Annotated in this window: 8 protein-coding genes; all 8 read right to left on the reverse strand. The window is 39.0% G+C overall.

Annotation, left to right across the window (positions count from 1 at the left end):
• Positions 1-16 precede the first annotated feature (16 nt).
• The 8 genes from ACQ9BO_RS02295 to ACQ9BO_RS02330 are packed head-to-tail and all read right to left on the reverse strand — an operon-like array spanning position 17 to position 25,752.
• Positions 17-991, reverse strand: coding sequence for a PorP/SprF family type IX secretion system membrane protein (locus ACQ9BO_RS02295; RefSeq protein WP_235832270.1), 975 nt, complete (start codon positions 989-991; stop codon positions 17-19).
• A gap of 43 nt (positions 992-1,034) precedes the next feature.
• Complete coding sequence (locus ACQ9BO_RS02300) at positions 1,035-4,991, reverse strand: T9SS type B sorting domain-containing protein (RefSeq protein ID WP_431243485.1); 3,957 nt, start codon at positions 4,989-4,991, stop codon at positions 1,035-1,037.
• A gap of 5 nt (positions 4,992-4,996) precedes the next feature.
• Positions 4,997-5,419, reverse strand: a complete 423-nt coding sequence (locus ACQ9BO_RS02305) for a hypothetical protein (RefSeq protein WP_431243486.1) — start codon at positions 5,417-5,419, stop codon at positions 4,997-4,999.
• Positions 5,391-7,295: a SprB repeat-containing protein gene (locus tag ACQ9BO_RS02310; RefSeq protein WP_431243487.1), complete on the reverse strand. Its 1,905-nt coding sequence runs from the start codon at positions 7,293-7,295 to the stop codon at positions 5,391-5,393. The genes ACQ9BO_RS02305 and ACQ9BO_RS02310 overlap by 29 nt, the downstream gene beginning before the upstream one ends.
• Positions 7,285-12,591: a beta strand repeat-containing protein gene (locus ACQ9BO_RS02315; RefSeq protein ID WP_431243488.1), complete on the reverse strand. Its 5,307-nt coding sequence runs from the start codon at positions 12,589-12,591 to the stop codon at positions 7,285-7,287. The genes ACQ9BO_RS02310 and ACQ9BO_RS02315 overlap by 11 nt, the downstream gene beginning before the upstream one ends.
• Entirely contained in the window at positions 12,518-13,282 is a 765-nt protein-coding gene (locus tag ACQ9BO_RS02320; protein ID WP_431243489.1) for a hypothetical protein, read from the reverse strand. Before ACQ9BO_RS02320 ends, ACQ9BO_RS02315 begins: the two co-directional genes overlap by 74 nt.
• The gene (locus ACQ9BO_RS02325) at positions 13,272-18,131 is read right to left on the reverse strand and encodes a beta strand repeat-containing protein (RefSeq protein WP_431245052.1); all 4,860 of its coding nucleotides are present in this window, start codon (positions 18,129-18,131) and stop codon (positions 13,272-13,274) included. The genes ACQ9BO_RS02320 and ACQ9BO_RS02325 overlap by 11 nt, the downstream gene beginning before the upstream one ends.
• Positions 18,124-25,752, reverse strand: a complete 7,629-nt coding sequence (locus tag ACQ9BO_RS02330) for a hypothetical protein (protein ID WP_431243490.1) — start codon at positions 25,750-25,752, stop codon at positions 18,124-18,126. Before ACQ9BO_RS02330 ends, ACQ9BO_RS02325 begins: the two co-directional genes overlap by 8 nt.
• Between the last annotated feature and the right edge of the window lie 100 nt (positions 25,753-25,852).

Raw genomic sequence — 25,852 nt, forward strand, 5'->3', positions numbered from 1 at the left:
AATGGTTTTGTTCTTATTAATCGTGAACTGGACTCTGCGTACAAGGACAGTTACTGATAGCCTGCAAGAAATCAAAACCTATGGTTACTACGTGAGTACCTGTATTATAATTTCCAAGATCGTTGAACATGACTTGGTACGAATATCCGAAGTAAAATCTAGATTTCATGAAACCTGCCATTGGCCCAACTGATAATGGTTTTGGAAACTGGTCATTCAACATACGATACGAAACTCCAACCCAATAGTAATCTTCGTAACGGTTGTAACGTCTGTACTTGAAGTTGAAATCGGTAGTAGAACGTTTATCACTTGCAAAGTATTGAAAGAATACAGATGGTTCGTATTCGATTCGTCTATTTTCTCCATCGTTAAAAATATACCCTGTGTAAACTTGGTAATTTGATAGTAAGTTAGGCTCAACTCCACGGTATTTATCAACGTTTTTCTTTAAAACGTTGTTGGCATTGAAACTCAAATAAAAGTTCTTATAACGATACAATGCACTAAGGTCAAAGTTGTTGTTTCCTGTATAACGATTATCTGTTACCGATGGATCAAGAATTGGATGCTCAATTGTATTATTAAACTCATCGATATCAATTCTGAAACTGTTGAAGTTATACGAAATACCAAAAGACAGATACATTTTAGCATAATAATCCAAAATCAAGTGATGCGCAAACGAAACTTTAGCACCAGTTTGTCTTGTGTATCCGTTTTTATCATTGTAAAGCGAAATTCCAACCCCAGAACGATCTAAGATTCTAAAATCGGCATATAAAGATTGGTTTTCAGGCGCATCTTTAATACCGACCCATTGCGTCAAACCATTGGCTCTTATTCGAAGGTTATCTCCAATACCAGCATAAGCAGGCGAAAGCACAAACGGGTTATCAGCTAAATACTGTGTAAACACTGGTAGGTTTAACTCTTGGCTGTAACTTGTTGTTACAGCCATGAGTACTAGGGATAAAATAAACTTTTTCATTGTAATAATTTTTTTAGATAACATCATTGGGGCTCAAATTCTGTTATCTGTATAATGTGAAATGTCCAACAAACTCTCTTGCATCTTTCTCGTCATTTAGTTTAAGAACATACCAATAATCACCTGAAGGCAATTCTTCTCCATTGTATCTTCCGTCCCATTTTTGACCATAGTGATATTTAGCAATTACACGACCATATCTATCGAAGATTGAGAATTCAAGATTGTTGTAAATATTAGTACAACCAGGTCCCCAAGTATCATAAACACCATCTCCGTTAGGCGTAAAGTAATTGTCTAAGCAAACATCAACATATATCGCTGGAACAGTGATAGTCTTCGTACAGCCATTTTGATCTCTCACTACTACCACATAATCTCCAGATTTGTAGATTTTGTATGTGTTAGAAGATGTAAATGGTTCTCCGTTGAAGCTATACTCATAAGCTGGTGCTCCACCTGTTGCAGTTACTGAAATGATATTCATTTCAGGTTTACCTGCAGATAAAGCAAGTGTTAATGGCTGAATAGCTTTAATTTCGAAACTAGTATCTGCCGTACAACCGTTAGTATGTCTTACAGTAATCGTGTGATTACCTGGGCTAAGGTTTGTAAAGACATTGTCTGTCGTAATTGTTCCTGTACCGTCAAGACGATAATCGATTTGGCTATGATCCGCATAACCTGGATCTACTATAACCATGTTTGCATTTGCATTGTTCACACACTCATAAGATACCTCATTCGTTGGATTAAGCGTTACTGCATCCGGCATAATGATATCGATAACATTTAAACAGCTCATCGAGTCTTTGAAGTAAACTTTGTGTGCTCCACCTGACAGATTCATAAAGTCAAAAATTGTCTGACCTACTGCTCCTTGTGTAAATGGACCATTCTCCTTATCTAGACTAACACTGTATGAAGGAGTACCTCCGCTGATTTCAACACTAAATGCTCCATTTTTATCACCAGAACAAGCTTCAGGAATCATTGTATTTGGAACCAATGTCGCTTTTAGCAATGGTGGTTGTGTAATTGTTATAACACGTACTTCATTACATCCATTTTCGTCCATCGCAATTACAGTGTAATCACCAACTGCTAAGTTCTCAAATACATTTTTAGTATCAAACTGATCAGAATCTGGAGAAATTGAATATTTAAATGTTCCAGTACCTCCACTTCCAGTAACCGTAATACTACCATTACTTTCTCCAAAACAGCTAACGTTTTTCTGAACAAAGTTCGCGACAAATGGAGCCGTTGGTTCAGTAATTTCAAACGGCGCACTAACGATACTACAATCAGAACCACTTGTAACCATTACTCTATAGAAACCAATTGGCAAGTCTAAGAATGAACCATTGTTTTGAGCAGGACGTACAATTGTTGTACCTGTAGTACCGCTATACAATGTGTAAATATAATTTCCTAAACCACCTTTTCCTTCGGCAATTAAAATTGCAGTTGCATCTCCTTTACATCTCACTATTGCGCTAGATACATCTAGATCAACCGTCAATGGAATAACTGGTTCTACAGTAATACCATTAGAAATAAATCCTGTACATCCATTAGCATCTTTAACATAGTAGCTGTAAACTCCAGGAGCAACACTAAATGTAACAGATGAAGTAAATGTTCCTAAAACATTTGTTCCATCAGTACTATAAGTATAAGGAGCTTTTCCTCCAATAGCACTTAATGTAAGCTGTGCTTGAGTCTGACAAGTTGCTGTTTTAGCTTGAACTAAACTTGCTTCAACAATTGTTGGCTCGCTAATCACAATCTGAGCAGATGTAGCTGAACAACTAAATCCGTCAGTTACTGTTACTGTGTAAGTACCTGCTCCTAATCCTGTAAATACAGGACTTGGTTGTGGACCTGCAACACTCATTGGGTTATCAGAAAGCGTATTTAATGTGTATAAATAATTGCTTCCCTGACCGCCTGTTGGAAGAGAAACTGTAATCACAGCACTCTTATCTCCATGACAAGACAACATTGTTGCGCTTGGCGTTGCATTAAACACTATTGGAGCTGGATTAGCAAGAACAGCAGTTGTTGTTGCAATACATCCTTTTCCGTCTTTAACATTAATTGTATACGTACCTGCAGTTAAACCAGTAAATACATTTTCAGTTGAGTATGTTTTGCTTACTGGACCAACTAATTCATATTGATAATCTGTATCCCATCCTCCAGAAGCCGCAACTGAAATAGTTCCATCATTATTACCAGAAACGCAAGTAATTGGTGTTTGAACTTTAGTTATTGCTAATTGCTCTATAGGTTGTTTAATATTAAATACCGTTGTTACTGTACATTCTGGGCTGTTTATCAATTTAGCCGTTACAGTGTACTGACCTGCCAATAATCCTGAAACTCTAACTGGACCTGCAGTTGTAGAACTTCCCGAACTTGGTACCGGACCAGTAATTGTATAGGTAAATGCACCTGCATCATTTGTTGGATTTAATTGATTATCCACAAACAATAAGTCTACACTTCCATCAGCGACTCCGTAACAAACCTCACCATTTACAGGCGTTGCATTGATTACAAAGTTATTTGCATCATTTACATAGTGGTAGTCTTTAATTGTACAACCTGTTGTTGGGTTAAAGACTGTTAATGCATAGCCTCCAATTGGCAATCCAGAGAATAATCCCGTTGGATTTGTCTGATTGAAAACTGTTCCATTTATACCAGCAATTGTATAAACTAATCCTGTAGGAGTTCCGCCAGCTGTTGTTACAGAAACCTGAATAGTTTCGTTTGTAACACAAGTAATTGGAGCAACCACATTAACATTTAAATCAGTCATTGTAATGAAAGACCCTATTGTTATCGGAGCAGTTGTTGTAGCATCACAACCATTGCTGTCTACTACTCTTACAGAGTAAGATCCACCAGCAAGATCCGTTTCATCGTAAACATTTGAACTGCTACTTTGAACCACTGTTCCGTTTTTACTGAATTCATAAATAATATAAGGAGTCGTTCCACCAGAAACTGAATTAACCGTAATTCTTGCAAAGTTTGTTGTGTTTGTTCCTGCAGTACATCCAAAAGGTGTAACTGTTGGAGCATTAACTACAAGTGCACTTGGCTGGTTAATTCTTGTATCTACTTGAGCATTACAACCTCTTCCTGAAGTTACTCTCACTGTATAATCTCCCGCTTGAAGGTTATCAAAAACATTTGATTCTTGGCCAACTATACTCACCGCAACTCCACCAACAGTAGTTCCTGTTAACGTGTATTTGTAGATTGGATTATCATTTACACCAGGAGCACTTGGTGCCAAGTTAACAATGATTAAACCATTAGAACCACCTGCACATTTCACATCTGTTTTCTGCAAGCTCAGACCTGTAATAATTGTTGGCGCTGATAATTCAACAGTAACAACATCTTTACATCCAGTTGTCAAATCCTCAACAGTTATTGTATGAGAACCTGCTGGCATTGTGTTGAATGATGCAGTTGTTCCAGCAACTACAGGAATATAAGCACCTGAAGTATATCTATAATTTCCAGAACCTCCAGTAGCTTTAGCTACGATTCGGCCACTATTAGGGAAATCACAGCTTGGCAATTGCTGAATATCTAACTGTAAATCAAGAGCTCCTTGAATGTTTACTGCACCTGTAACCGTAACTGCACATCCATTTCCATCTCTAACCGTTACATCATAAGATCCTGAAGAATTTACTTGGAATGATGGGCTTGACTGGAATCCACCACCAATACTATATTCTAGAGGCGCTTTACCTGTAGCAGAAACAACAATCTCATAAGTTCCTGTTGCACTTGGACATAGACTAGTAACATTTGCAGTGATTGCACTTGGAAGCGCATCAGTCAAAATATTTATAGTTTGAGCCAAAGTATTACATCCGTTAAGATCTCTTACATAAACATCCCATGCAGTTCCAAGATTCGTATCAACTACTAATTTGTTATCAGCAGTAAACGTTGTTGGAGCAGACACTTGCGCTAACTACAGCGAGCATAACTGTAAGCAGGTGTTCCGCCTGCGGCTGTCACTGTAATAGTAGCATTTTTATTATTACAAGAAATGTTTGTCGCGTTCATTGTAAAACTTAATGGAGCAGTTGGCTGATTAACTAAGAAGTTAGTCACATTATCTGTACATCCAGAAGTTCTATCCGTAACCGTGAAAGTGTAATTTGCGGCTGTTAATCCTGTATAAGTGATCACATCTCCTGTTTGAGTAAATGTTCCGTTATTTGGAGACAATGCAAAATCATAATTTCCAGCTGTAATGTAATTACTTACTGTAAATGCGATTGAACCTGTTATTCCTCCATTACATAGTACATCACTCAATAATTGAGCTTCAACATTAATTTCGCTAGCTTTCTTAATTTCAATTGTATTTAAAGTGCTCGCAACCATTGTTGTCTGTAACTCTAACTATATAAGTTCCTGGCAATAAGTTAGCAAAACTTCCACTTGTATTAGAAGTTGCCGATGCTACCGGCTGAATAATAGCATAATTGTATGGTGCAACACCTCCTGTTACTGAATTTACAGTCAGAGTCGCAACTCCACCTGCTGTATTACAATAAATTGGCGAAGCCGTCATATTGAAATTCGTTGGTGGGTTGTAAGCTGGAACAGTAGCTGAACCAGAAACTCTACATCCATTTATATCTACTACCACGTAGTTAATCGTGCTTGCGGCATTTATTACATGCGATGGTGAAGTTCCAAAAGTCACACCATTATCAAAACTATAGCTATATGGTGAAGTACCGTTCGTTGCATTGATTGTAACGATTGCATCTTTAGCATTATTTGAAGCATCACAACCAAACTGAGTAACAACATTTGTCGCTGTTAAAACAACTGGATCTGTGATATCAACATTAACTGCGGCTGAAGAACATCCTTTCGCATCCATAACCGCAATTGCATAAGTTCCTCTTCCTAATCCAGCAAAAATATTAGAGTTCACAAAACTTCCTCCGTTAATGCTGTATTTGTATGGCGCAACTCCATTTGATGCTGTTACTGTAATACTTCCATTTAAATCACCTTGACATAATGCATTTACAGCCGAAGTAGTAAATGTTGGAATAGTAAGCGGCGTCACTACTACCGGTACAGAAACAGCTTGACAAGTTGAAGCATCTTGAACTCTAAATGTATAAGTTCCAGGTGTACTAGTTACAAAAGGCAACGCAGTAACAGGTTGGAATACTCCACTATTATTACGATCATATTCGAAAGCGTATGTTCCTGTACCTGTCCCCTGTGTTGCAGACAATGTAATTGTCGCATCATTAGATGTACAGTTCAAATCTTGTGTAAGAGTCGCTTGTATCAATAATTCTTGTCTTAATACATATGTTTCATGTGCTATACAACCATTACCATCTTTTATATAAAAGTCATAAGTTCCTGGTGCATTCAATGTAAAATCAGGTCTAGCATAATAACCATTTCCTATACTGTACATTGGTGGCGTTGTAATTCTAGAATCCGTTGTTCCAGTAATTGTAATTGGAACTGGTCCACCAGTATAACAATATACATTCGCATTTGGATTGATCGTCGGAGCATCATGTTTAATAATAGTCACATTGCGTACTGCTGAACAAATTAAGTTAGCATCCATAACATAAACATCCCAATTTGCAAATGCAGGATCTAATACTGCATAATTTGTGCTACTGAAATCAGTAGCTAAAGGAGTGTCGCCAGCATGAACAAATGCATATTTATAAGCTGGAGTTCCACCTGTTCCTTGAACAGTGACTACTGCACCTAAGTAGCAATTTGTCGCTGTCTGAGAAACTATATTTAATCCTAAAACTGCAGGCGCATCAACAACAACAGTTGCTGTATTAGTACAAGTTGTAATAGCGTCTGTAACTGTAAGTGTATAAGAACCTGCTGGTAAATTAGTAACAGTAACTACATCACCCACTTGAGTAAGAGTTCCTAAAGGAGAATTTAAAGAAACAGTATAACCGCCAGCTTTATTTCCTACTGTAAACTTGATAACACCATCTGATCCACTGTTACAAGAAACATTTTTAACAAGTTCACCTGCAACCGTAATATTGATTACTGGGTCAACTGTATATGATTCAGTATATGTACATCCGTTTGCATCTGTAACCTGGAATACGTAAGTATCTGGAGCCAAGCCTGCAAATGTTGTAGTCGTTTGTTTAATTCTTGTTATTGGAGATAGAATCTCGTAATAAAGCGTGCCTGTTCCGCCTACATGAGCTGTAATTTCTACAGTAGCATCAGCAAGCACATGTATCTGGTACTGTTGTTACGATAGTCAAATCAGTTGGAGGATTCAATGCTGGTACGTTCACTCCATCAGTGATCGTAACTGAACAGCCATTCGAATCTCTAACAATTATGTCAAATCTTGCTCCTACAGAAGTCGCATATGTAGCATTATTAGAATAATTCGCTCCATTGTCATAACTGTATTCGTATGTTCCAGTTCCGCCTGATGCTGTAACTGTAACAACCGCTGTTGAAGGCGCATTTCCAGCTGTACAATCTAAAGTCGTCGTAATCGAAGAACTAGCTGTCAACACTGTTGGTGTTCCAACTGTAATTGGAGCCGCCGCTGAAATACATCCTTTGGCATCTCTAACCTCTACAGTGTAATCTGTACCTGCAAGCAAGCCAGAGAAAATATTTGAATCTTGGAAGGTCGCAACAACTGCGCCTGCCTTAGATAATTGATATTTGTATGGAGCAATTCCGTCAGCGACCGTAACTGTAATGCTTCCGTTGCTGTCTCCTGCACATTTCACAGCCGTAGCTACTGGTGAAGCCGTTGGTGTTGTTTTAGGAGTCACAACAACAACATTCGATACTGCTGGACATCCTTGCGAATCTGTAACTCTGAAAGTATAGCTTCCGTCAACTGTAGCTGTATAAGGCGTTGTAGCCGGGTTATAGCCGCCACCGTCGATGTCTACTTCATAAGTATAAGTGCCTGTTCCTCCGTTTGGAGTCAATACAATTGATCCGTTTACAACACAAGTCAGATCTTGAACTAGATCAGCCTGCAAAGTAACCTGAGGCTTAACTTCGTATGAAGCTGAAGCTGTACAACCGTTCTCGTCCTTGATCACAAAATTGTAAGTTCCAGGAGCATTGATTGCAAATGTTGGCGAAGCTTGGAAGCTTCCTCCGTTTACACTGAACATCGGTGCTGTTGCAAGATCCGTGTCTGATGTGTAAGTAACCGTTACATTAGTAGATGTTCCTACAAAACAGATCAATGCCGGAGCAGTGATTGTTGGAGCATCGTCGCTTTCGATAGTTATTGGAAGCGGTGTTCCGATAACGCGACCGTTAGCATCCTGTACATAAACTTTCCAGCTTGTAGTCGTCAATGGATTCAATAAAGCTTCATTTGAAGCTGAATAAGTTCCAGGACCTGTAGCCGTTGCCGGTACGAATGAATACTTGTAAGGAGCTGTTCCGCCGGTAGCGATTACGCTCACTTTGGCATCAGAACTACAGTTTGCATTCTTGTTCTTGTCGATTGCCAATGCCAATGCATCCGGCTCCGTAACAGTCATGCTCGCTGTAGCTTTACAGCCTGTAGCCGTGTCGGTAACTTCCAATGTATAGTTTCCTGCCACCAATCCTGTAGCTGTCACAACGTTTCCTGTTGTTGAAAGCGTTCCTGCACCAGCAATTAACATTGCAGTAAATCCGCTTGCATGGTCAGCAACATCAAATTGAACTGATCCGTTAGAACCGCCGTTGCAAGAAACGTTTGCAAGCAATGTGCTTGAAACCGTAATATTCACAACAGGATCTACCGTATGAGATTCTGTATATGTACATCCGTTTGCATCTGTAACCTGGAATACGTAAGTATCTGGAGCCAAGTTTGCAAATGTTGTAGTCGTTTGTTTAATTCTTGTTATTGGAGATAGAATCTCGTAATAAAGCGTGCCTGTTCCGCCTACATGAGCTGTAATTTCTACAGTAGCATCAGCAAGACATGTATCTGGTACTGTTGTTACGATAGTCAAATCAGTTGGAGGATTCAATGCTGGTACGTTCACTCCATCAGTGATCGTAACTGAACAGCCATTCGAATCTCTAACAATTATGTCAAATCTTGCTCCTACAGAAGTCGCATATGTAGCATTATTAGAATAATTCGCTCCATTGTCATAACTGTATTCGTATGTTCCAGTTCCGCCTGATGCTGTAACTGTAACAACCGCTGTTGAAGGCGCATTTCCAGCTGTACAATCTAAAGTCGTCGTAATCGAAGAACTAGCTGTCAACACTGTTGGTGTTCCAACTGTAATTGGAGCCGCCGCTGAAATACATCCTTTGGCATCTCTAACCTCTACAGTGTAATCTGTACCTGCAAGCAAGCCAGAGAAAATATTTGAATCTTGGAAGGCCGCAACAACTGCGCCTGCCTTAGATAATTGATATTTGTATGGAGCAATTCCGTCAGCGACCGTAACTGTAATGCTTCCGTTGCTGTCTCCTGCACATTTCACAGCCGTAGCTACTGGTGAAGCCGTTGGTGTTGTTTTAGGAGTCACAACAACAACATTCGATACTGCTGGACATCCTTGCGAATCTGTAACTCTGAAAGTATAGCTTCCGTCAACTGTAGCTGTATAAGGCGTTGTAGCCGGGTTATAGCCGCCACCGTCGATGTCTACTTCATAAGTATAAGTGCCTGTTCCTCCGTTTGGAGTCAATACAATTGATCCGTTTACAACACAAGTCAGATCTTGAACTAGATCAGCCTGCAAAGTAACCTGAGGCTTAACTTCGTATGAAGCTGAAGCTGTACAACCGTTCTCGTCCTTGATCACAAAATTGTAAGTTCCAGGAGCATTGATTGCAAATGTTGGCGAAGCTTGGAAGCTTCCTCCGTTTACACTGAACATCGGTGCTGTTGCAAGATCCGTGTCTGATGTGTAAGTAACCGTTACATTAGTAGATGTTCCTACAAAACAGATCAATGCCGGAGCAGTGATTGTTGGAGCATCGTCGCTTTCGATAGTTATTGGAAGCGGTGTTCCGATAACGCGACCGTTAGCATCCTGTACATAAACTTTCCAGCTTGTAGTCGTTGCAGGATTCAATAAAGCTTCATTTGAAGTCGAATAAGTTCCAGGACCTGTAGCCGTTGCCGGTACGAATGAATACTCGTAAGGAGCTGTTCCGCCGGTAGCGATTACGCTCACTTTCGCATCAGAACTACAGTTTGCATTCTTGTTCTTGTCGATCGCCAACGCCAATGCATCCGGTTCTGTAACAGTCATGCTTGCTGTAGCTTTACAGCCTGTAGCCGTGTCGGTAACTTCCAATGTATAGTTTCCTGCCACCAATCCTGTAGCTGTCACAACGTTTCCTGTTGTTGAAAGCGTTCCTGCACCAGCAATTAACATTGCAGTAAATCCGCTTGCATGGTCAGCAACATCAAATTGAACTGATCCGTTAGAACCTCCGTTGCAAGAAACGTTTGCAAGCAATGTGCTTGAAACCGTAATATTCACAACAGGATCTACCGTATGAGATTCTGTATATGTACATCCGTTTGCATCTGTAACCTGGAATACGTAAGTACCCGGCGCCAAGTTTGCAAATGTTGTAGTTGTTTGTTTAATTCTTGTTATTGGAGATAGAATCTCATAATAAAGCGTGCCTGTTCCGCCTACATGAGCTGTGATCTCAACTGTAGCATCGGCAAGACATGTATCTGGTACTGTCGTTTGGATAGTCAAATCCGTCGGAGGATTCAATGCTGGTACGTTTACTCCGTTTACTAAAGTAAATATACATCCGTTATTATCTTTAACAAGCACATTTAGGGTAACTCCAGCATATGTCTCATATGTATCATCTGAAGTGTAATTTACTCCATTATCATAACTGTATTCGTATGGTCCAGTTCCTCCTGAAGGAACAACCGTTACTACTGCTTTAGATGGATTATTACCTGCTGTACAAACTAAATCTGTTGTAATTGAAGACGTTGCAGATAAAACTGTAGGCTGTGTAATAATTACATTATCTGTAAGCGTACAACCTTTTGCGTCACGAACAGTAACAACATAATTTGTTGCGGCACTTAATCCTGTAAACTCATTTGAACTAGAGAAACCTCGAACTATTGTCGCGCCTCTCTCCAACTGATATTCGAACGGACCAACTCCACCTGTTACATCAACTTTAATAGTTCCATCGGCACTCACATTACAAGTTAAGTTTGTAGGAACTGCATTAAATACAATTGCTGGAATATCATCTAAATCAATCGTGAAATTAGCTGTACAACTTTCACTATCAGTTACTGTGAATACATAAGTTCCTACAGCGACAGTCGTCAATACATTTCCTACGAAAGGATCTGTACCTGGTGCGCCATTTACTGTGTATGAATACACATTTGTACCATGTCCACCAGAAGGCGTCAATGTAAATTGAGCTTTTTCACTTCCAACGATACAGCTTAACTCTCTTGTTAATTTAACATCTAACAATAATTTAGGTTCTACTATATATGGAACTGTAAAGATACAGCCTTTACCGTCTTTAATAGATAAATTATAAGTACCAGACGCATTAAATGTAAAATCTGGAGAAGCCTGATAAGCACTTCCATTTACACTATAAGTTGGAGCACCCACAATAGTAGCGTCTTGACTTCCTACAATCGAAATTGTAAATGGAGCATCAGCATAACAGAATTGTGCTGGTGGTATTATTGATGGTGTATCATATTTATACACTGTAACCGCCACAGTTTGAATACAATTATATACATCTTTAACGTATACATTGTATGGAGTTCCTGCTATACTTCCCGCTCTTGTAAAAGTATTAGTAGTTACCCATCCTGAATCACCTGCCAAAGGCGCGACTGAAGCTCCAGGTAAAACCATATAATGATATGGACCTGTTCCATCCTTAGCCTGAGCAGAAATTACAGCCAAATTATTACAGTCTTCTTTTGATGTCGCTGAAGCTGTAAGAGTTAATGGCAATGCAGATTCTCTAATAGTAAAACTGTCTGAAACTACTGAACATCCAGCATTAGGACCTACGGTTTCTTCAGCTAATATATAATACGTTCCAACTGCTAATGGGTTTATGGTTATAGATGCAGATGTTGCGCCTGCGGCTAATCCAGGTATTGTTGTAGGAGCAATAATTTCTCTATTTGTAAATGCTTCCCTTACTGAGTAAGACACATCTACAGAAGCTCCTGGAGCTGGTACAGTAGGATAATTATTTTTAATTGCGAAAGTAACTTTTCCGTCAGCGGCATTTTTACAAGTAATATTACTTGCAACCTCACTTACTACCTCTAAAGCAGAATGTGTAGGAATTGGATCTGGAGCCGCTTGGAAATAATAACATCCTGTCGTAACTTGATAAACAACAAAAGTATATGAAACCCCTGGTGTTAATCCACTATATATAGCTTGTCCAGGAGAACTTTCTCCAATCCATCCATCTACATTAACTGCAGTAAATGGAGGAGTAGCAAGCGACACCTTTATAAATATTAAAATAGAATGGTCCTGATCCTGCATATGTACTATTTATTGTGATAGTAGCTGAACCACCTGTAGCTCCACAAGTTGCACTTGTATCAATATCAATATCAAGTCCTGTTACTGGCGCCGCAATAAGAACATTATCCTTAAATACTGAACAACCATTTGTGTCAACCACTCTAATTTGATAATAACCGAAGTCTACTACTTGAAATACTACAGTAGAACCATCAATACCAAGCCTTTGAGCACTATATCCATTAATACCTGTTACATAATAATCATAAGGTCCTGTTCCACCTGTAACAGATTGGATAATAATTTCACCTTTTGATACTCCGCCGGTACTAGCGTCACAACGCATGTCGGTCTTATCCCAAGTAACAGTTAAAGGCAATGGCTCATTAATATTAATATTCTTAACATCAGTACAGCCTTTTGCATCGGTTACTGTAATAGTATATGAACCTGCACGAAGACCTGAAGTTCTTGTAAAATAATCAATACCTAAAGTATTATTATAAACATCAATAACAAAAGGTGCTTGACCTTTAGAAGGATTCACAACAACATTCAATGAAGCTGAAGAATCACCACTACAACTAATTGCGGCTCCAAGCGAAACCGTAACTTCAGGATTAACTGGTATTGTAGTTCTAACAGCGACAGTAGTTGTTGCTGTACAAAGTTTAGTATCAGTTACCGTGAATATAAAATCAGCGAGCATCGCTTGTTGTGAAAACATTTCCAACAAAAGTTCCTGTTGCAGATGCTGGTGTACTTGTATAGTTATAAGAATAAGTACCTGAACCTCCTAAAGCAGTTAAAGTAATTGTAGCTGGTGTTGCACCAGAACATGTTACGTCTTTTGTCAATTGAGCAGAAATCGTCAATTTATCATTTACAATTACTGGTACCGTAGTCTGAGCGATACAGCCATTACCATCTTTTACCCAAACATTATAAGTACCTGAAGCAGTTACTGTAAAAGTATTTAAAGAACCAAAACCAGAACCTGCACCCGTAATACTATAAGTCAACGGCGCTTTTCCTGTTCCTGAAGCAGTAATAGTGTAAGTACCAACACCTAAACATTGTCCTGCGGCAGTAGCCGTAACTGTTGGAGCATTATCAGTGTCAATTGCTATATCTAATTTTATTTGACATCCATTTGCATCAACAACATAAGCGTCCCAGTTTTTATTAACTATAGGATCTAAATTAGCAACATTTGAAGTTGTTAATGTTCCCATTGGGAAGCCATCTTGTACAAATGAGTATTTGTATGCTACAGTTCCTCCTGTAGCTGTTACTGTAACTTTTGAAGTACCAACATTACAGTTTGCATTTACAGCAACATAAGATGCACTTAATGCGGCTGTTGGCTGTACAATTGTAAATGAACTGTTTGCAAAACAGCCTGTAACTTCATCTGTAACTAAAACATTGTATGTTCCAGCCGCAAGATTTGTTAAACTGATTGTACTTGCGCTTTGATTAAGAACTTCTGTTGCTCCTCCATCAAAACTATATTTGTATGTTCCGCTAAATCCAGAAACGGTAAATAAACCACTTCCTGTATTAACTCCGAAACATTTTACATGACTTACAACGCTTCCATTTACAGCAATTGGTGTAACTGGATTAACTTTATAAGATTGTTCTGCATAACAACCATTGTTATCTGTTATTCTGAACGTATAAGTAACATTTGGTGCTAAATTAGTGAAATCACCTGTCGTATTACTTGTTACCGCAGAAGCTGGTCCTGTAATACTATAAACAACTGGAGCAACACCTGTTCCTGCAGTTTTTGTAACAGTAACCGTACTTGAAGTAGCATTACAAGTAACAGCCGTTCCAACAATATTCTGAATAGTTGGTGGATTTAATGGCGTAAGAGTAACTGAACCATTAAAAATACAGCCGTTTTTATCTTTTACCGAGTAATTAATTGTCTGTGGGGAACCTGTATCGCTTACTGTCAAAGTTCTAACAGTAGAATATCCGCCACCTTGGAAACTATACTGATATGGCGATGTTCCAGTAGTAGGCTCTACAATAGTCAATGTCTTAGACTCTTTAGCATTTGTCGCACTACAAGTAAACGCTGGCGCACTTGCCGTCGTAGTCAATGCTGTCGGTTCTAAAATAGTAACATCAACTTGGCCTGAACATCCTTTGCTGTCTTTTACATAGAAAGTATGCAAGCCTGGAGTCAGTCCTGCGAAAGTATTTGTAGCCGCATAAATACCCGCCAAGGCATTGCTGTAAGTATAACCGCCAGATCCGCCTGCTCCAGTCAACACAACCGATCCGTTGTTTGCTCCATTGCAGGTAATATTTACCTGTGTCGCAGTAACCGTAGGATTTGTGATCGGAGCTACAGTAGCAGAAACGATAACCTTACATGCTGTAGGGTTGTTTGAATCTGTAATTTCAAAATTATAAGTTGTAGCAGTCGAAGCTCCAGTAAACACAAACTGTGTTCCTGTAACCGGAGTGCTTGACCCATAAACTCCTGTTCCTGGATCAACTTTATATGTATATGTAGATTTTCCGCCAGTAATGTCAACTGTAATAGCCGCATTTGGTGTAGCAGTACAATCTAATTGTTTTGTAACATTGGCAACAGCTGTCAATTGAGGATTTACCGTAATAGGCGCGGCCGTAGCTGTACATCCGTTTGCATCTTTAACCCAAACGGTATAAGTTCCAGCCGGAACATTGAAAACATTGTTTGTGCTGAAGCCGCCGTTTATGCCATTGATGCCGTAAACCAAACTTGCTGAAAGGGTTGGATCAGTCGAACTTCCTGTAGCTGTAATAGTGAAATTGCTTCCTGTTCCTGTACACTGGTTGCTCAATACCGCCGTAACTGACGGCGTAGGGTCTGTCGATAATGAAACCGGGAATGAATCTGTACATCCGTTTGCATCTTTTACATAAACAGTCCAGCTCATGTTCGCCCCGCTGTTCGTATCAACTGTAAGAACATTGTTTGCTCCATAGTCTGAAGCAAGCGGAGCCACAGCTCCCTGCTTAACTGCGTAGCTGTAATTTGTCGTTCCGCCAGTTGCCGTTGCTGTAATAACTGCATTGTCATTATTACAGTTGATCTTTGTCGCCACAGCTGTTACATCCAAAACAGCTGTTGGCTCATTGATTGTAATGCTTGCTGTATTGGTACAATTTGTAGCATTGTCTTTTACCTCCACAGTATAAGTTCCTGCCGCAACATTGCTCAATGTCAATGTATTTCCAGCTTTTGTCAAAGTGCCTGTGCCAAGCACTCCTGCCGTCAATGTATAAGTATAATCTGTTGCAACTGCATAGCCAGAAACTGTGAATGTTCCGTTTCCTGTTGAAGTGCCCTTGCATTTTGCATCATTATTTTTTGTTGCAGTAATTCCGATTGGAGTAACCGGATTTACCGTAACCGATTTGGTGTCATAACATCCGTTTGCATCAGTAACTCTGAATGTATATGGAGTGGCGTTAGGTGCCAAACCTGTAAAAATACCATTAGAAGCTCCCGTTGTATTGCTTGTTGCAGAAGCTGGAGCAATAATAGCATATGTCAATGTCCCCACTCCTGTACCTGCAGTCGTAGTCACCGTAACCGTGCTCGTCCCTACTGTACAAGTAACAGCTGATGCCACTGCCGTATTGATTTTTGGAGAATTTAATTTATTCAATGTCGCCGATCCGTTTGCGATACAGCCGTTTGCATCCTTGACAGAATAATTGATCGTTTGGTCGCTTCCGTTGTCACTCACCGCCAAAGTCTGAACCGAACCGTAAGCACCTCCATTGAAGCTGTATTGGAATGGTCCTGTACCTCCAACTGGCGCATTGATCGTAACCGAACCGGCAACTTTTGCATTTGTAGTGTCGCAAGTGAAGCCAACTGTAGTAGCCGAAATCGTCAATACATTTGGCTCTAAAATAGTAACATCAACTTGGCCTGAACATCCTTTGTTGTCTTTTACATAGAAAGTATGCAAGCCTGGAGTCAGTCCAGTGAAAGTATTTGTAGCCGCATAAGTACCCGCCAAGGCATTGCTGTAAGTATAACCGCCAGATCCGCCTGCTCCAGTCAACACAACCGATCCGTTGTTTGCTCCATTGCAGGTAATATTTACCTGTGTCGCAGTAACCGTAGGATTTGTGATCGGAGCTACAGTAGCAGAAACGATAACCTTACATGCTGTAGGGTTGTTTGAATCTGTAATTTCAAAATTATAAGTTGTAGCAGTCGAAGCTCCAGTAAACACAAACTGTGTTCCTGTAACCGGAGTGCTTGACCCATAAACTCCTGTTCCTGGATCAACTTTATATGTATATGTAGATTTTCCGCCAGTAATGTCAACTGTAATAGCCGCATTTGGTGTAGCAGTACAATCTAATTGTTTTGTAACATTGGCAACAGCTGTCAATTGAGGATTTACCGTAATAGGCGCGACCGTAGCTGTACATCCGTTTGCATCTTTAACCCAAACGGTATAAGTTCCAGCCGGAACATTGAAAACATTGTTTGTGCTGAAGCCGCCGTTTATGCCATTGATGCCGTAAACCAAACTTGCTGAAAGGGTTGGATCAGTCGAACTTCCTGTAGCTGTAATAGTGAAATTGCTTCCTGTTCCTGTACACTGGTTGCTCAATACCGCCGTAACTGACGGCGTAGGGTCTGTCGATAATGAAACCGGGAATGAATCTGTACATCCGTTTGCATCTTTTACATAAACAGTCCAGCTCATGTTCGCCCCGCTGTTCGTATCAACTGTAAGAACATTGTTTGCTCCATAGTCTGAAGCAAGCGGAGCCACAGCTCCCTGCTTAACTGCGTAGCTGTAATTTGTCGTTCCGCCAGTTGCCGTTGCTGTAATAACTGCATTGTCATTATTACAGTTGATCTTTGTCGCCACAGCTGTTACATCCAAAACAGCTGTTGGCTCATTGATTGTAATGCTTGCTGTATTGGTACAATTTGTAGCATTGTCTTTTACCTCCACAGTATAAGTTCCTGCCGCAACATTGCTCAATGTCAATGTATTTCCAGCTTTTGTCAAAGTGCCTGTGCCAAGCACTCCTGCCGTCAATGTATAAGTATAATCTGTTGCAACTGCATAGCCAGAAACTGTGAATGTTCCGTTTCCTGTTGAAGTGCCCTTGCATTTTGCATCATTATTTTTTGTTGCAGTAATTCCGATTGGAGTAACCGGATTTACCGTAACCGATTTGGTGTCATAACATCCGTTTGCATCAGTAACTCTGAATGTATATGGAGTGGCGTTAGGTGCCAAACCTGTAAAAATACCATTAGAAGCTCCCGTTGTATTGCTTGTTGCAGAAGCTGGAGCAATAATAGCATATGTCAATGTCCCCACTCCTGTACCTGCAGTCGTAGTCACCGTAACCGTGCTCGTCCCTACTGTACAAGTAACAGCTGATGCCACTGCCGTATTGATTTTTGGAGAATTTAATTTATTCAATGTCGCCGATCCGTTTGCGATACAGCCGTTTGCATCCTTGACAGAATAATTGATCGTTTGGTCGCTTCCGTTGTCACTCACCGCCAAAGTCTGAACCGAACCGTAAGCACCTCCATTGAAGCTGTATTGGAATGGTCCTGTACCTCCAACTGGCGCATTGATCGTAACCGAACCGGCAACTTTTGCATTTGTAGTGCTCGCAAGTGAAGCCAACAGTAGTAGCCGAAACTGTCAATGTTCCTGGCTGTGTAATCTTAACTGGAACACTTCCTACACATCCTTTAGAATCTTTTACATAGAAAGTATAATCTCCAGCGCCTAAACCTGTGAAAGTAGCGTTTGATCCAAATCCTGTTGTAGCATTGTTACTATAACTAAATCCGCCTGAACCTCCGTTACCTTGTATAGTAACAGATCCGTCAAGTTTTCCGTTACAGCTTACATTGCTTTGTGTAACAATTGAAGCTGTTGGATTTGAAATTGATTGTATCGTTTCGGTTACCACAAAAGTACATCCGTTAGCATCTGTAACTTTAATCTTGAATGTTCCAGCAACTGAAGTTGTATAAACATTTGATGCCATTAGAGAATAGCTCGTTCCTCCGTTTGTCGAAACTTCGTATTTATATGCAGTTCTTCCACCATTAGCGTTAACTGTAATAGTAGCATTCGGTGTAGCCGAACAATCTAATTCTTTAACAACAGTTGTTGCTGTTAATTGTGGATAAACTGTAATTGGTGTTGCTGAAGCAGTACATCCGTTTGCATCTTTAACCCAAACAGTATATGGAGTTGCACTTGCGGCAACATCAAAGAAATTATCTGGTCCAAACGAACCTGTAGGTCCGTTGATTCCATAAGTCAAAGGAGTTACTAAGTTCGTTCCACCTGCTGTTGCAGTAATTCTGAATTTATTTCCAGAACCTGTACATTGATTGTCTAAAGTTGCCGTAACCGTCGGAACAGCATCCATAAGAATAGATACATTAACAGTATCTGGACATCCATTCACATCTTTTATATAAACTGTCCAGTTACGATCATTACCGTTGTTTGTGTCAACTGTCATTGTTGCATTTGTAGTATAAGCTCCTGCCGCTGGTGCTGGAGATCCTTGTTTTACAACTGCATACGAATAATTTGGTGTTCCACCAGATCCTACTGCTGTAATTACTGAAGTAAATTTACTACAAGTAATGTTCGTCGCTGTTGCAGTCACATCTACTGCATTATTTGGCTGAGTTAAAGTAACTGTATAAGTAGATGTACATTTTGTTGTTCTATCTGTCGCAGTAATAGTATAAGAACCTGCCGCTAATGCACTACTTACAGTAATTGTTGTATTTGATGATCCAACTAAATTATTTGCACTCTGAATAGTATTTCCTAAACCATCTTTGATAACATAATCGTATCTGCTCTTAACTCCATTAACAGTGAACTGAATTGTACCTGTACCTCCATAACATTTGATAGAAGTAAGTATTGATCCTCCTGTAGTGATATCAGGTACTCCTTTGACTGTATAAGATTTCGTAAATGAACAGCCTGTTTTAATATCGGTAGCTTGGAAAACATAACTTCCAGGAACCAATCCTTTGAATTCACCATCAGAATTTGTTGCAGTACTATATCCGGCTGGACCAGAAATTATTTGATAACGAATAGGTGCTGATACACCGCCTTTTACTGCGCCGATATTAACGTGACCTCCTGCTGGAGTTGTAGAACAATCATAACCGTTATCAGTTATTGTAATATCTGTAATTTGGTCAAATGCTCCAATAGTAATACTTAATGGACCTATTTGACAATTATTACTATCTTTTATATAAGCTGTTACAGTAGAACCTGCGGCTGTAGTTGGGAAAGTATTTGTAGTTGTAAAACTTGTAGCGTTATTAAAACTATATTGATACCCAGTTCCTGTTCCACCGGAAGCTGTTACAGTAACTACAGCCGGAACAGTTCCTGTTGGACCACACGTAATGTCTGTAGCAGAAATACTTCCTTGAACCACTGGTGGTTCTGTTAAAGTAATAGATCCTGGAGTTGAAATACATCCTTTGTTGTCTTTTACTTGATATGGGTAAGCAACTCCAGCTTTTAAACCTGAATAAGTCGCTGTAGGAGTGAATCCACTATTATTAAAACTATAAGTATAACCTCCTGAACCTCCTGAGCCAGAAAGCGTAACTGATCCATTTGTTCCGCCAAAACAAGTAACTTGTGTTGGAGTAGCAATAACTGTTGGGTTCGTTATCGCATCTACTGTAGCACTTACTTCAAATGTACAAGCAGTTGGAGTGTTTGAATCAGAGATTTCAAATGTATATACTCCAGATCCTGGTGCTGGGTAATCAAATGCTGTTCCCGTAACAGGTGTACTTGATCCATAAGAACCAGATCCTGATTTAACTTTGTATTTATAAGTTGTTTTACCACCGCTGATTTCAACATGAATTGTTGCTCCTGCAGTATTACAATCTAATGGTTTAGTAACTGATGCTTTTGCATCTAAGGCTGGAGCTACAATAATACCACTAACTGTAGCAGTACAATTATTTGCACTGTCAGTAACTACAACATTATGCGTACCAACACCTACACCTGTAAATGTATTAGATGCCACTGCCGCCGCACCATCTAAACTATAACTTAAAGTTCCGGTTCCTGTAGCAGTAACCACAATAGTTGCTTTGTTTACTGAATCATAGCATAAATCAGAACTAGCATTCAAGCTTGCAGTTGGAGCCGTAGGTGTGTTTACAATTACAGCTGTAGAAACTCCAGAAGGACATCCGTTAACATCTTTAGCGACAACAGTATAAGTTCCAGGTGCAATACCTGTAAAAATATTAGAATGAGGGAAAGCGTTGCCAGCAATTACTGTAACACCGTCTGCTCCTCTTAGTTCATAAGTATAAGGTCCTGTTCCTCCTGAAGCAGAAGCTGTAATTGTAGCCCCTGTAAGTGTAGTTCCTGTTCCGCATTTAGGCTGAGCAGTAACAGTAGCGCTAACAGTAATAGCAGATGCAGATCCAATAGTTTTACTAAATGATTCTGAACAAGTACCTGCTAAGTCACTTTGTACAACTACGGTATAAGGTCCTGCTGGTAATCCGCTAATCGTTTTTGGAGATGTCGTAGAACTTTGTAGCGTTCCTCCATTTATAGAATAATAAAAACTTCCATTAAAGTTTTGAGCTGTAATAGTAATAGAACCTGTACTACCTCCATTACAAGCAACATCCTGAATTGTTGGCTCTAATACATCAAATGCTTTATCTGTTCCAACATCAAAAGTGATTTCTTTCTCTGCTAAACATGTTTTTGGCAATTGGTAAACTGCAATGTCATCAATTAATAAATCATTACCTCCATACACCACACTTCCTGAGCGAACAACAAAAGTAAGGTTTGTATTTGGTCCCGGATTCAAAGAGATTGTTGGAATTTCAACCCATTTTGTTCTGTTTGGATCATATGGATCTTCAGCGATTTTTCCTGTGTTAGCTTCAGCAACAACTACGCCTGAAGGATTGACTAATTGAAATTTAACAATCGGAGCCCCACCGGGTTGACCAAGATTTAATAAATTGGCAACAGCCAGATCTACTTTTACCGGTTGGTTTGGAATAACGTCCGCTATTGGTTTGCTATAAAGTACTCCATCAAGACCAGCCGCACCACCAATATTTACTAATAAATATCTTCCGTCTGCAACTGACCCATTAGAAGTATGGTCTTTAAATGGATACCATGCTGTATCATTTCTCCAGAAGAAACTTGCTACTGAATATTGGTTGTCTTCTACTGATTGTGTATCACATGGATATGGCCCAACAACTCTCTGATCATTGAAACAATAAGCCGCCGCAATACCAGGGCTTGTAGTTGGTGCTCCTCTTCCGAAATCTTCTTTTAATAAATTACTAAATGTACTAGCATCTTCTAATTTATATTTAACTGTAATCTTATGGCTACCTGATAATACATTATCAAAAACATTATTTGTAATAGGTGTATTTGCAACACCATCTAAATAATATTCATAAGAATAATTTCCATTTGATGGATTATTAACGGTTACCGTAGTTCTTCCTGTACCAGTACAATTATAAACCACATTAATTGGATCTAGAGATGGATCTGCTGGTTTTGGATCTAAAATTACATCATAAGGTATTTGGTACTTACATCCATCACTATCTCTAACTACGAGGATGTAAGGGCCGGCTACAGCTACATCTTTCCATGCTTCTGCTTGCCAAGATGCACCGCCATCAAAACTATATTGATAAGGCGACTTACCGCCTGTTACATTTGTAATTCTTAATTTTCCTCCAGTACCTGAAAGTGTACATCCCATTAATTCAGCAACACCACCAGAAGCTGTTAAAGTACTTGTTGATGGTAAAATTGTAATAGGTTGAGCAGGATCAGTACACCACACAGTACTATCTGACAACTTATATCGAACAACTACTTGATAAGTTCCAGCTTTTACATTTAAAAGTGTTGGACTTGAACCGAATGTAGCACCATTATCAAAACTATATTCTACTGTATATCCATGAGCATCACTCACGTTGACATTAATTTGTGCATTATCATCTGCACAAACAATTTTAGTAGCGACAACCACATAATCCGGTTTAGGATTAGCTGGAACTGTAAATTTGTATGTAGTCGTACATGTCTTAGAATCACGTACTAATATAGTATACTCTTTTGCAGTAGGCGTATTTAATAAAATTGAATTTGCAACCGTATTTCCATTTTCATCTGATGCATATTCTGTTGCAGAACCGTCTACAAAAAATGCGTAAGGAGGTGTGCCACCACTAGCTGTGATTCGATACAAACCTTCTTCACAAGCAGTAAGAGATCTTACAACTGAAGATGTAACGGTTATTGCCGCATTTGGATTAGGAATAAGTTTGCTTACCTCGTCACTACAGTTAACTGATCCGTCTAGATTTTTAGTGAAAACTACAATTCTATATGTTTTTCCTGGAGTTAAATTTGTAAATGTATGAGTTTTACCTACTGGCCCCACATCTTCCACTTTAACACCGTCCTCGTAACGCGTAAAGAAATAATTTGTAAATCCATCTGTAGCACTTACTTGTATAGTTCCTTTATCACCAAAACAAAGTGGGTTTTCATTCGGATTATCAATACCCGCTTTAAAGGCATCATTTGCGATTATAATTTGAGCCGTTTTATAAATACAGGTCGGGTTAACATTTTTTAATCTATAGTTTACAATGTAATTACCGGCAGTTGTTATGCTGAAAACATTATTGTCTCCCCAAGCAGTTGTAGTAGAACTAGATGCCGGAATAAGAACATGAGTCAAACTGAACTCGTAACCGGTAAGTTTATCAACTGTAATACTTCCTGGAATTGTACATGATATATTTTTGTGCGTTTCATTTATAGCAACATCACTTTTGTAGACATTAAAATAAAATTTGTTTACACATCCTCCTGAACTAATCGTTACTCTATAATAACCTGCTTCAGTAAGTGTAAAAAGAGAACCGTTTGGTCCTGCTGATACCCAAGTACAACTTGCTCTCTCATCAGCACACAAATCAGATAACTCTGAAAGTGGAGGACGAACACAGCTCGTTTTTTCCCATACAACCGTAGCTGATGGAAGCTCTAAATTAAAAAGTCTTGAATCATTGGCCCCGCAAAGGAATATTTTTGGCAATGGCTTTCCATCAATATCACAAGGAGCAATTACACCATTTGAATCTTTATTATCTGCATACTTAATAATTGGATTGGTTTTTACACCACCTCCATCTGTTACAGTAATAATTTGTTCGAAATCAGGACAACCTGTTTTTGTACTATAAACATAATATGTTCCCGGTCCTGTAATCGTAAGTTTTTGATTTGTCCCTAAAACCGGATTATAAGCTGAGCTTGTCGCCCATTTGTAAGTAGTGTAGCCACCAGCCGCAGAAAGTTGCATATCTGTCAAACAGATTTCTGCTTTACTATTTTTACAAGCATCTAAACCTACAAGGAAATTTGTAGACTGAGGTGTAGCATTACAAGAATTTGCAGAAGCATAACTCGTATCTCCAAATAGAGTACCATTACCACCTCCACCTGCCGCAGGGTTACCGCGATAGCTTGTAAGCGCAGAATTTCTAATAACATTATTACAAGCATCTATCAATGAAGCGCAATCATCTACCACTTTAACTTTAAAACGAATAGTCTCTTCTGGATCATTTTTTTCAACCAAGCTATTTGGTATCTTGAATGTTATAGTTCGAGTTGCGGCATTATAGGTAACATTGTTAGCTATGGTCATTCCAGTAGGCAACTTAAAAATATCTGCTGGAAAATTAAAATTGGTGTTTGTTGGTAATTGATCCGTTATCGTAAATTCAGTTGCACTGTCATTTCCACTGTTCTTAAATGATAAAGTATATCGCAACTCCTGACCCAAGGTTACATTTTTATTTTCTGCATCAACTTCAGTCGCATCATGTACCTTCTTTATCAATTTTATATTTGGCGCAATAACATCTACCGAAAAAGCCAAAAAATAATTGATATAAACATCCACATTTGTACCTATGGTGATTTGTGCAGATGTTGCTTTATTTGGAATAATTCCACTTTGGGGCGTAATATCAAGAACTCCGGCATCAAAACCTAAAGTATTGGTACCATTAGGATTTCTATCTGTAAATACACCATTAGAAGTTGTGATTGAACTTTTAAAGAAATTATTAACAGGTCTCACCGAACTTGGTGTTGTCGTAATAGACTTACTGTTAATGTAAAGGTAATCACCTGAATAATTTTGATCCCCTTCAAGAGCTGAAAATGCGACTCTTGCATTAACATCACCTAGATCTGGAGTAGTAAAACCATTAACCGTTGTACTAATAGGACCTGCATTACTACCTATCCCAAAAAATCCATTAAAAGTAGAAATTGATTTGGTTGGTAATGAATTATCTTCATAAATAACAAAAAGAGACCATCCAGTCGCCAAACCTGTTGAACCATTTGTATTTTTTACACCTTCAGTCGCTTGTACATTGGCTACGGTATAAACTCCATTTGGGTTAGTAGGATTTAATAACGATGTAACTTCAGCAAAACAGGCATAAGCTTGTGTTTTGTTTCCTCCAGAATCAGCAATACCATCGGCATTCTTGTCAATATCCCAAATAACAGTTCCTGTTAGATCCTGATAATTACTATTAGTGGTATTGGGAACCTTAATTTTTACGTTTTTAATTTTTGTTCTATCTGCTGGTGATCTTAAAATACCTGACCAATACAAAGCGGCATAAGCTACTCTATAGCAAGGAGAAGCAGGAGCAATATTATTTGGTACTGTAAGAGTAGCACTACTCGAACTGAATATTTTCTCAGTGTTATTCGATACAGCATCAACATTGATATAGTACATATCAAAATTACCATTGGTATCACTACTAGTAGTACCGCTAAAAGGCGTGTTCGGACTGACACTATAAGTACCATCAGATTTCTTAGTACCTCTGTTAAGTATACTATTTCCAATGTTAATAATATCTCCTCTAAGTCGCGTACTGTATTGTTTATTAAAAGGCTTATACGTTTGAGAAAATACTATATCTGCCTGTAAAAACAACAGCAGTAATAATGCAATTTTTAGAATAGTAGGTTTTTTCATGGTATTTAATTTTGTGGTCTTTTTAATCTCTAAGGGGCATTAGCGATTAAAATTTTGCCGCTTTAAACTATTTATTTTTATGAGCACCTTAAAAATTTAA

The sequence above is a fragment of the Flavobacterium sp. P21 genome, assembly GCF_050632225.1.
GTDB lineage: Bacteria > Bacteroidota > Bacteroidia > Flavobacteriales > Flavobacteriaceae > Flavobacterium.

Coding starts and splice junctions, on each gene's coding strand:
- ACQ9BO_RS02295 (WP_235832270.1), bottom strand. CDS start 991: ATGAAAAAGTTTATTTTATCCCTAGTACTCATGGCTGTAACAACAAGT.
- ACQ9BO_RS02305 (WP_431243486.1), bottom strand. CDS start 5,419: ATGGTTGCGAGCACTTTAAATACAATTGAAATTAAGAAAGCTAGCGAA.
- ACQ9BO_RS02315 (WP_431243488.1), bottom strand. CDS start 12,591: ATGCAGGATCAGGACCATTCTATTTTAATATTTATAAAGGTGTCGCTT.
- ACQ9BO_RS02320 (WP_431243489.1), bottom strand. CDS start 13,282: ATGCTCGCTGATTTTATATTCACGGTAACTGATACTAAACTTTGTACA.
- ACQ9BO_RS02330 (WP_431243490.1), bottom strand. CDS start 25,752: ATGAAAAAACCTACTATTCTAAAAATTGCATTATTACTGCTGTTGTTT.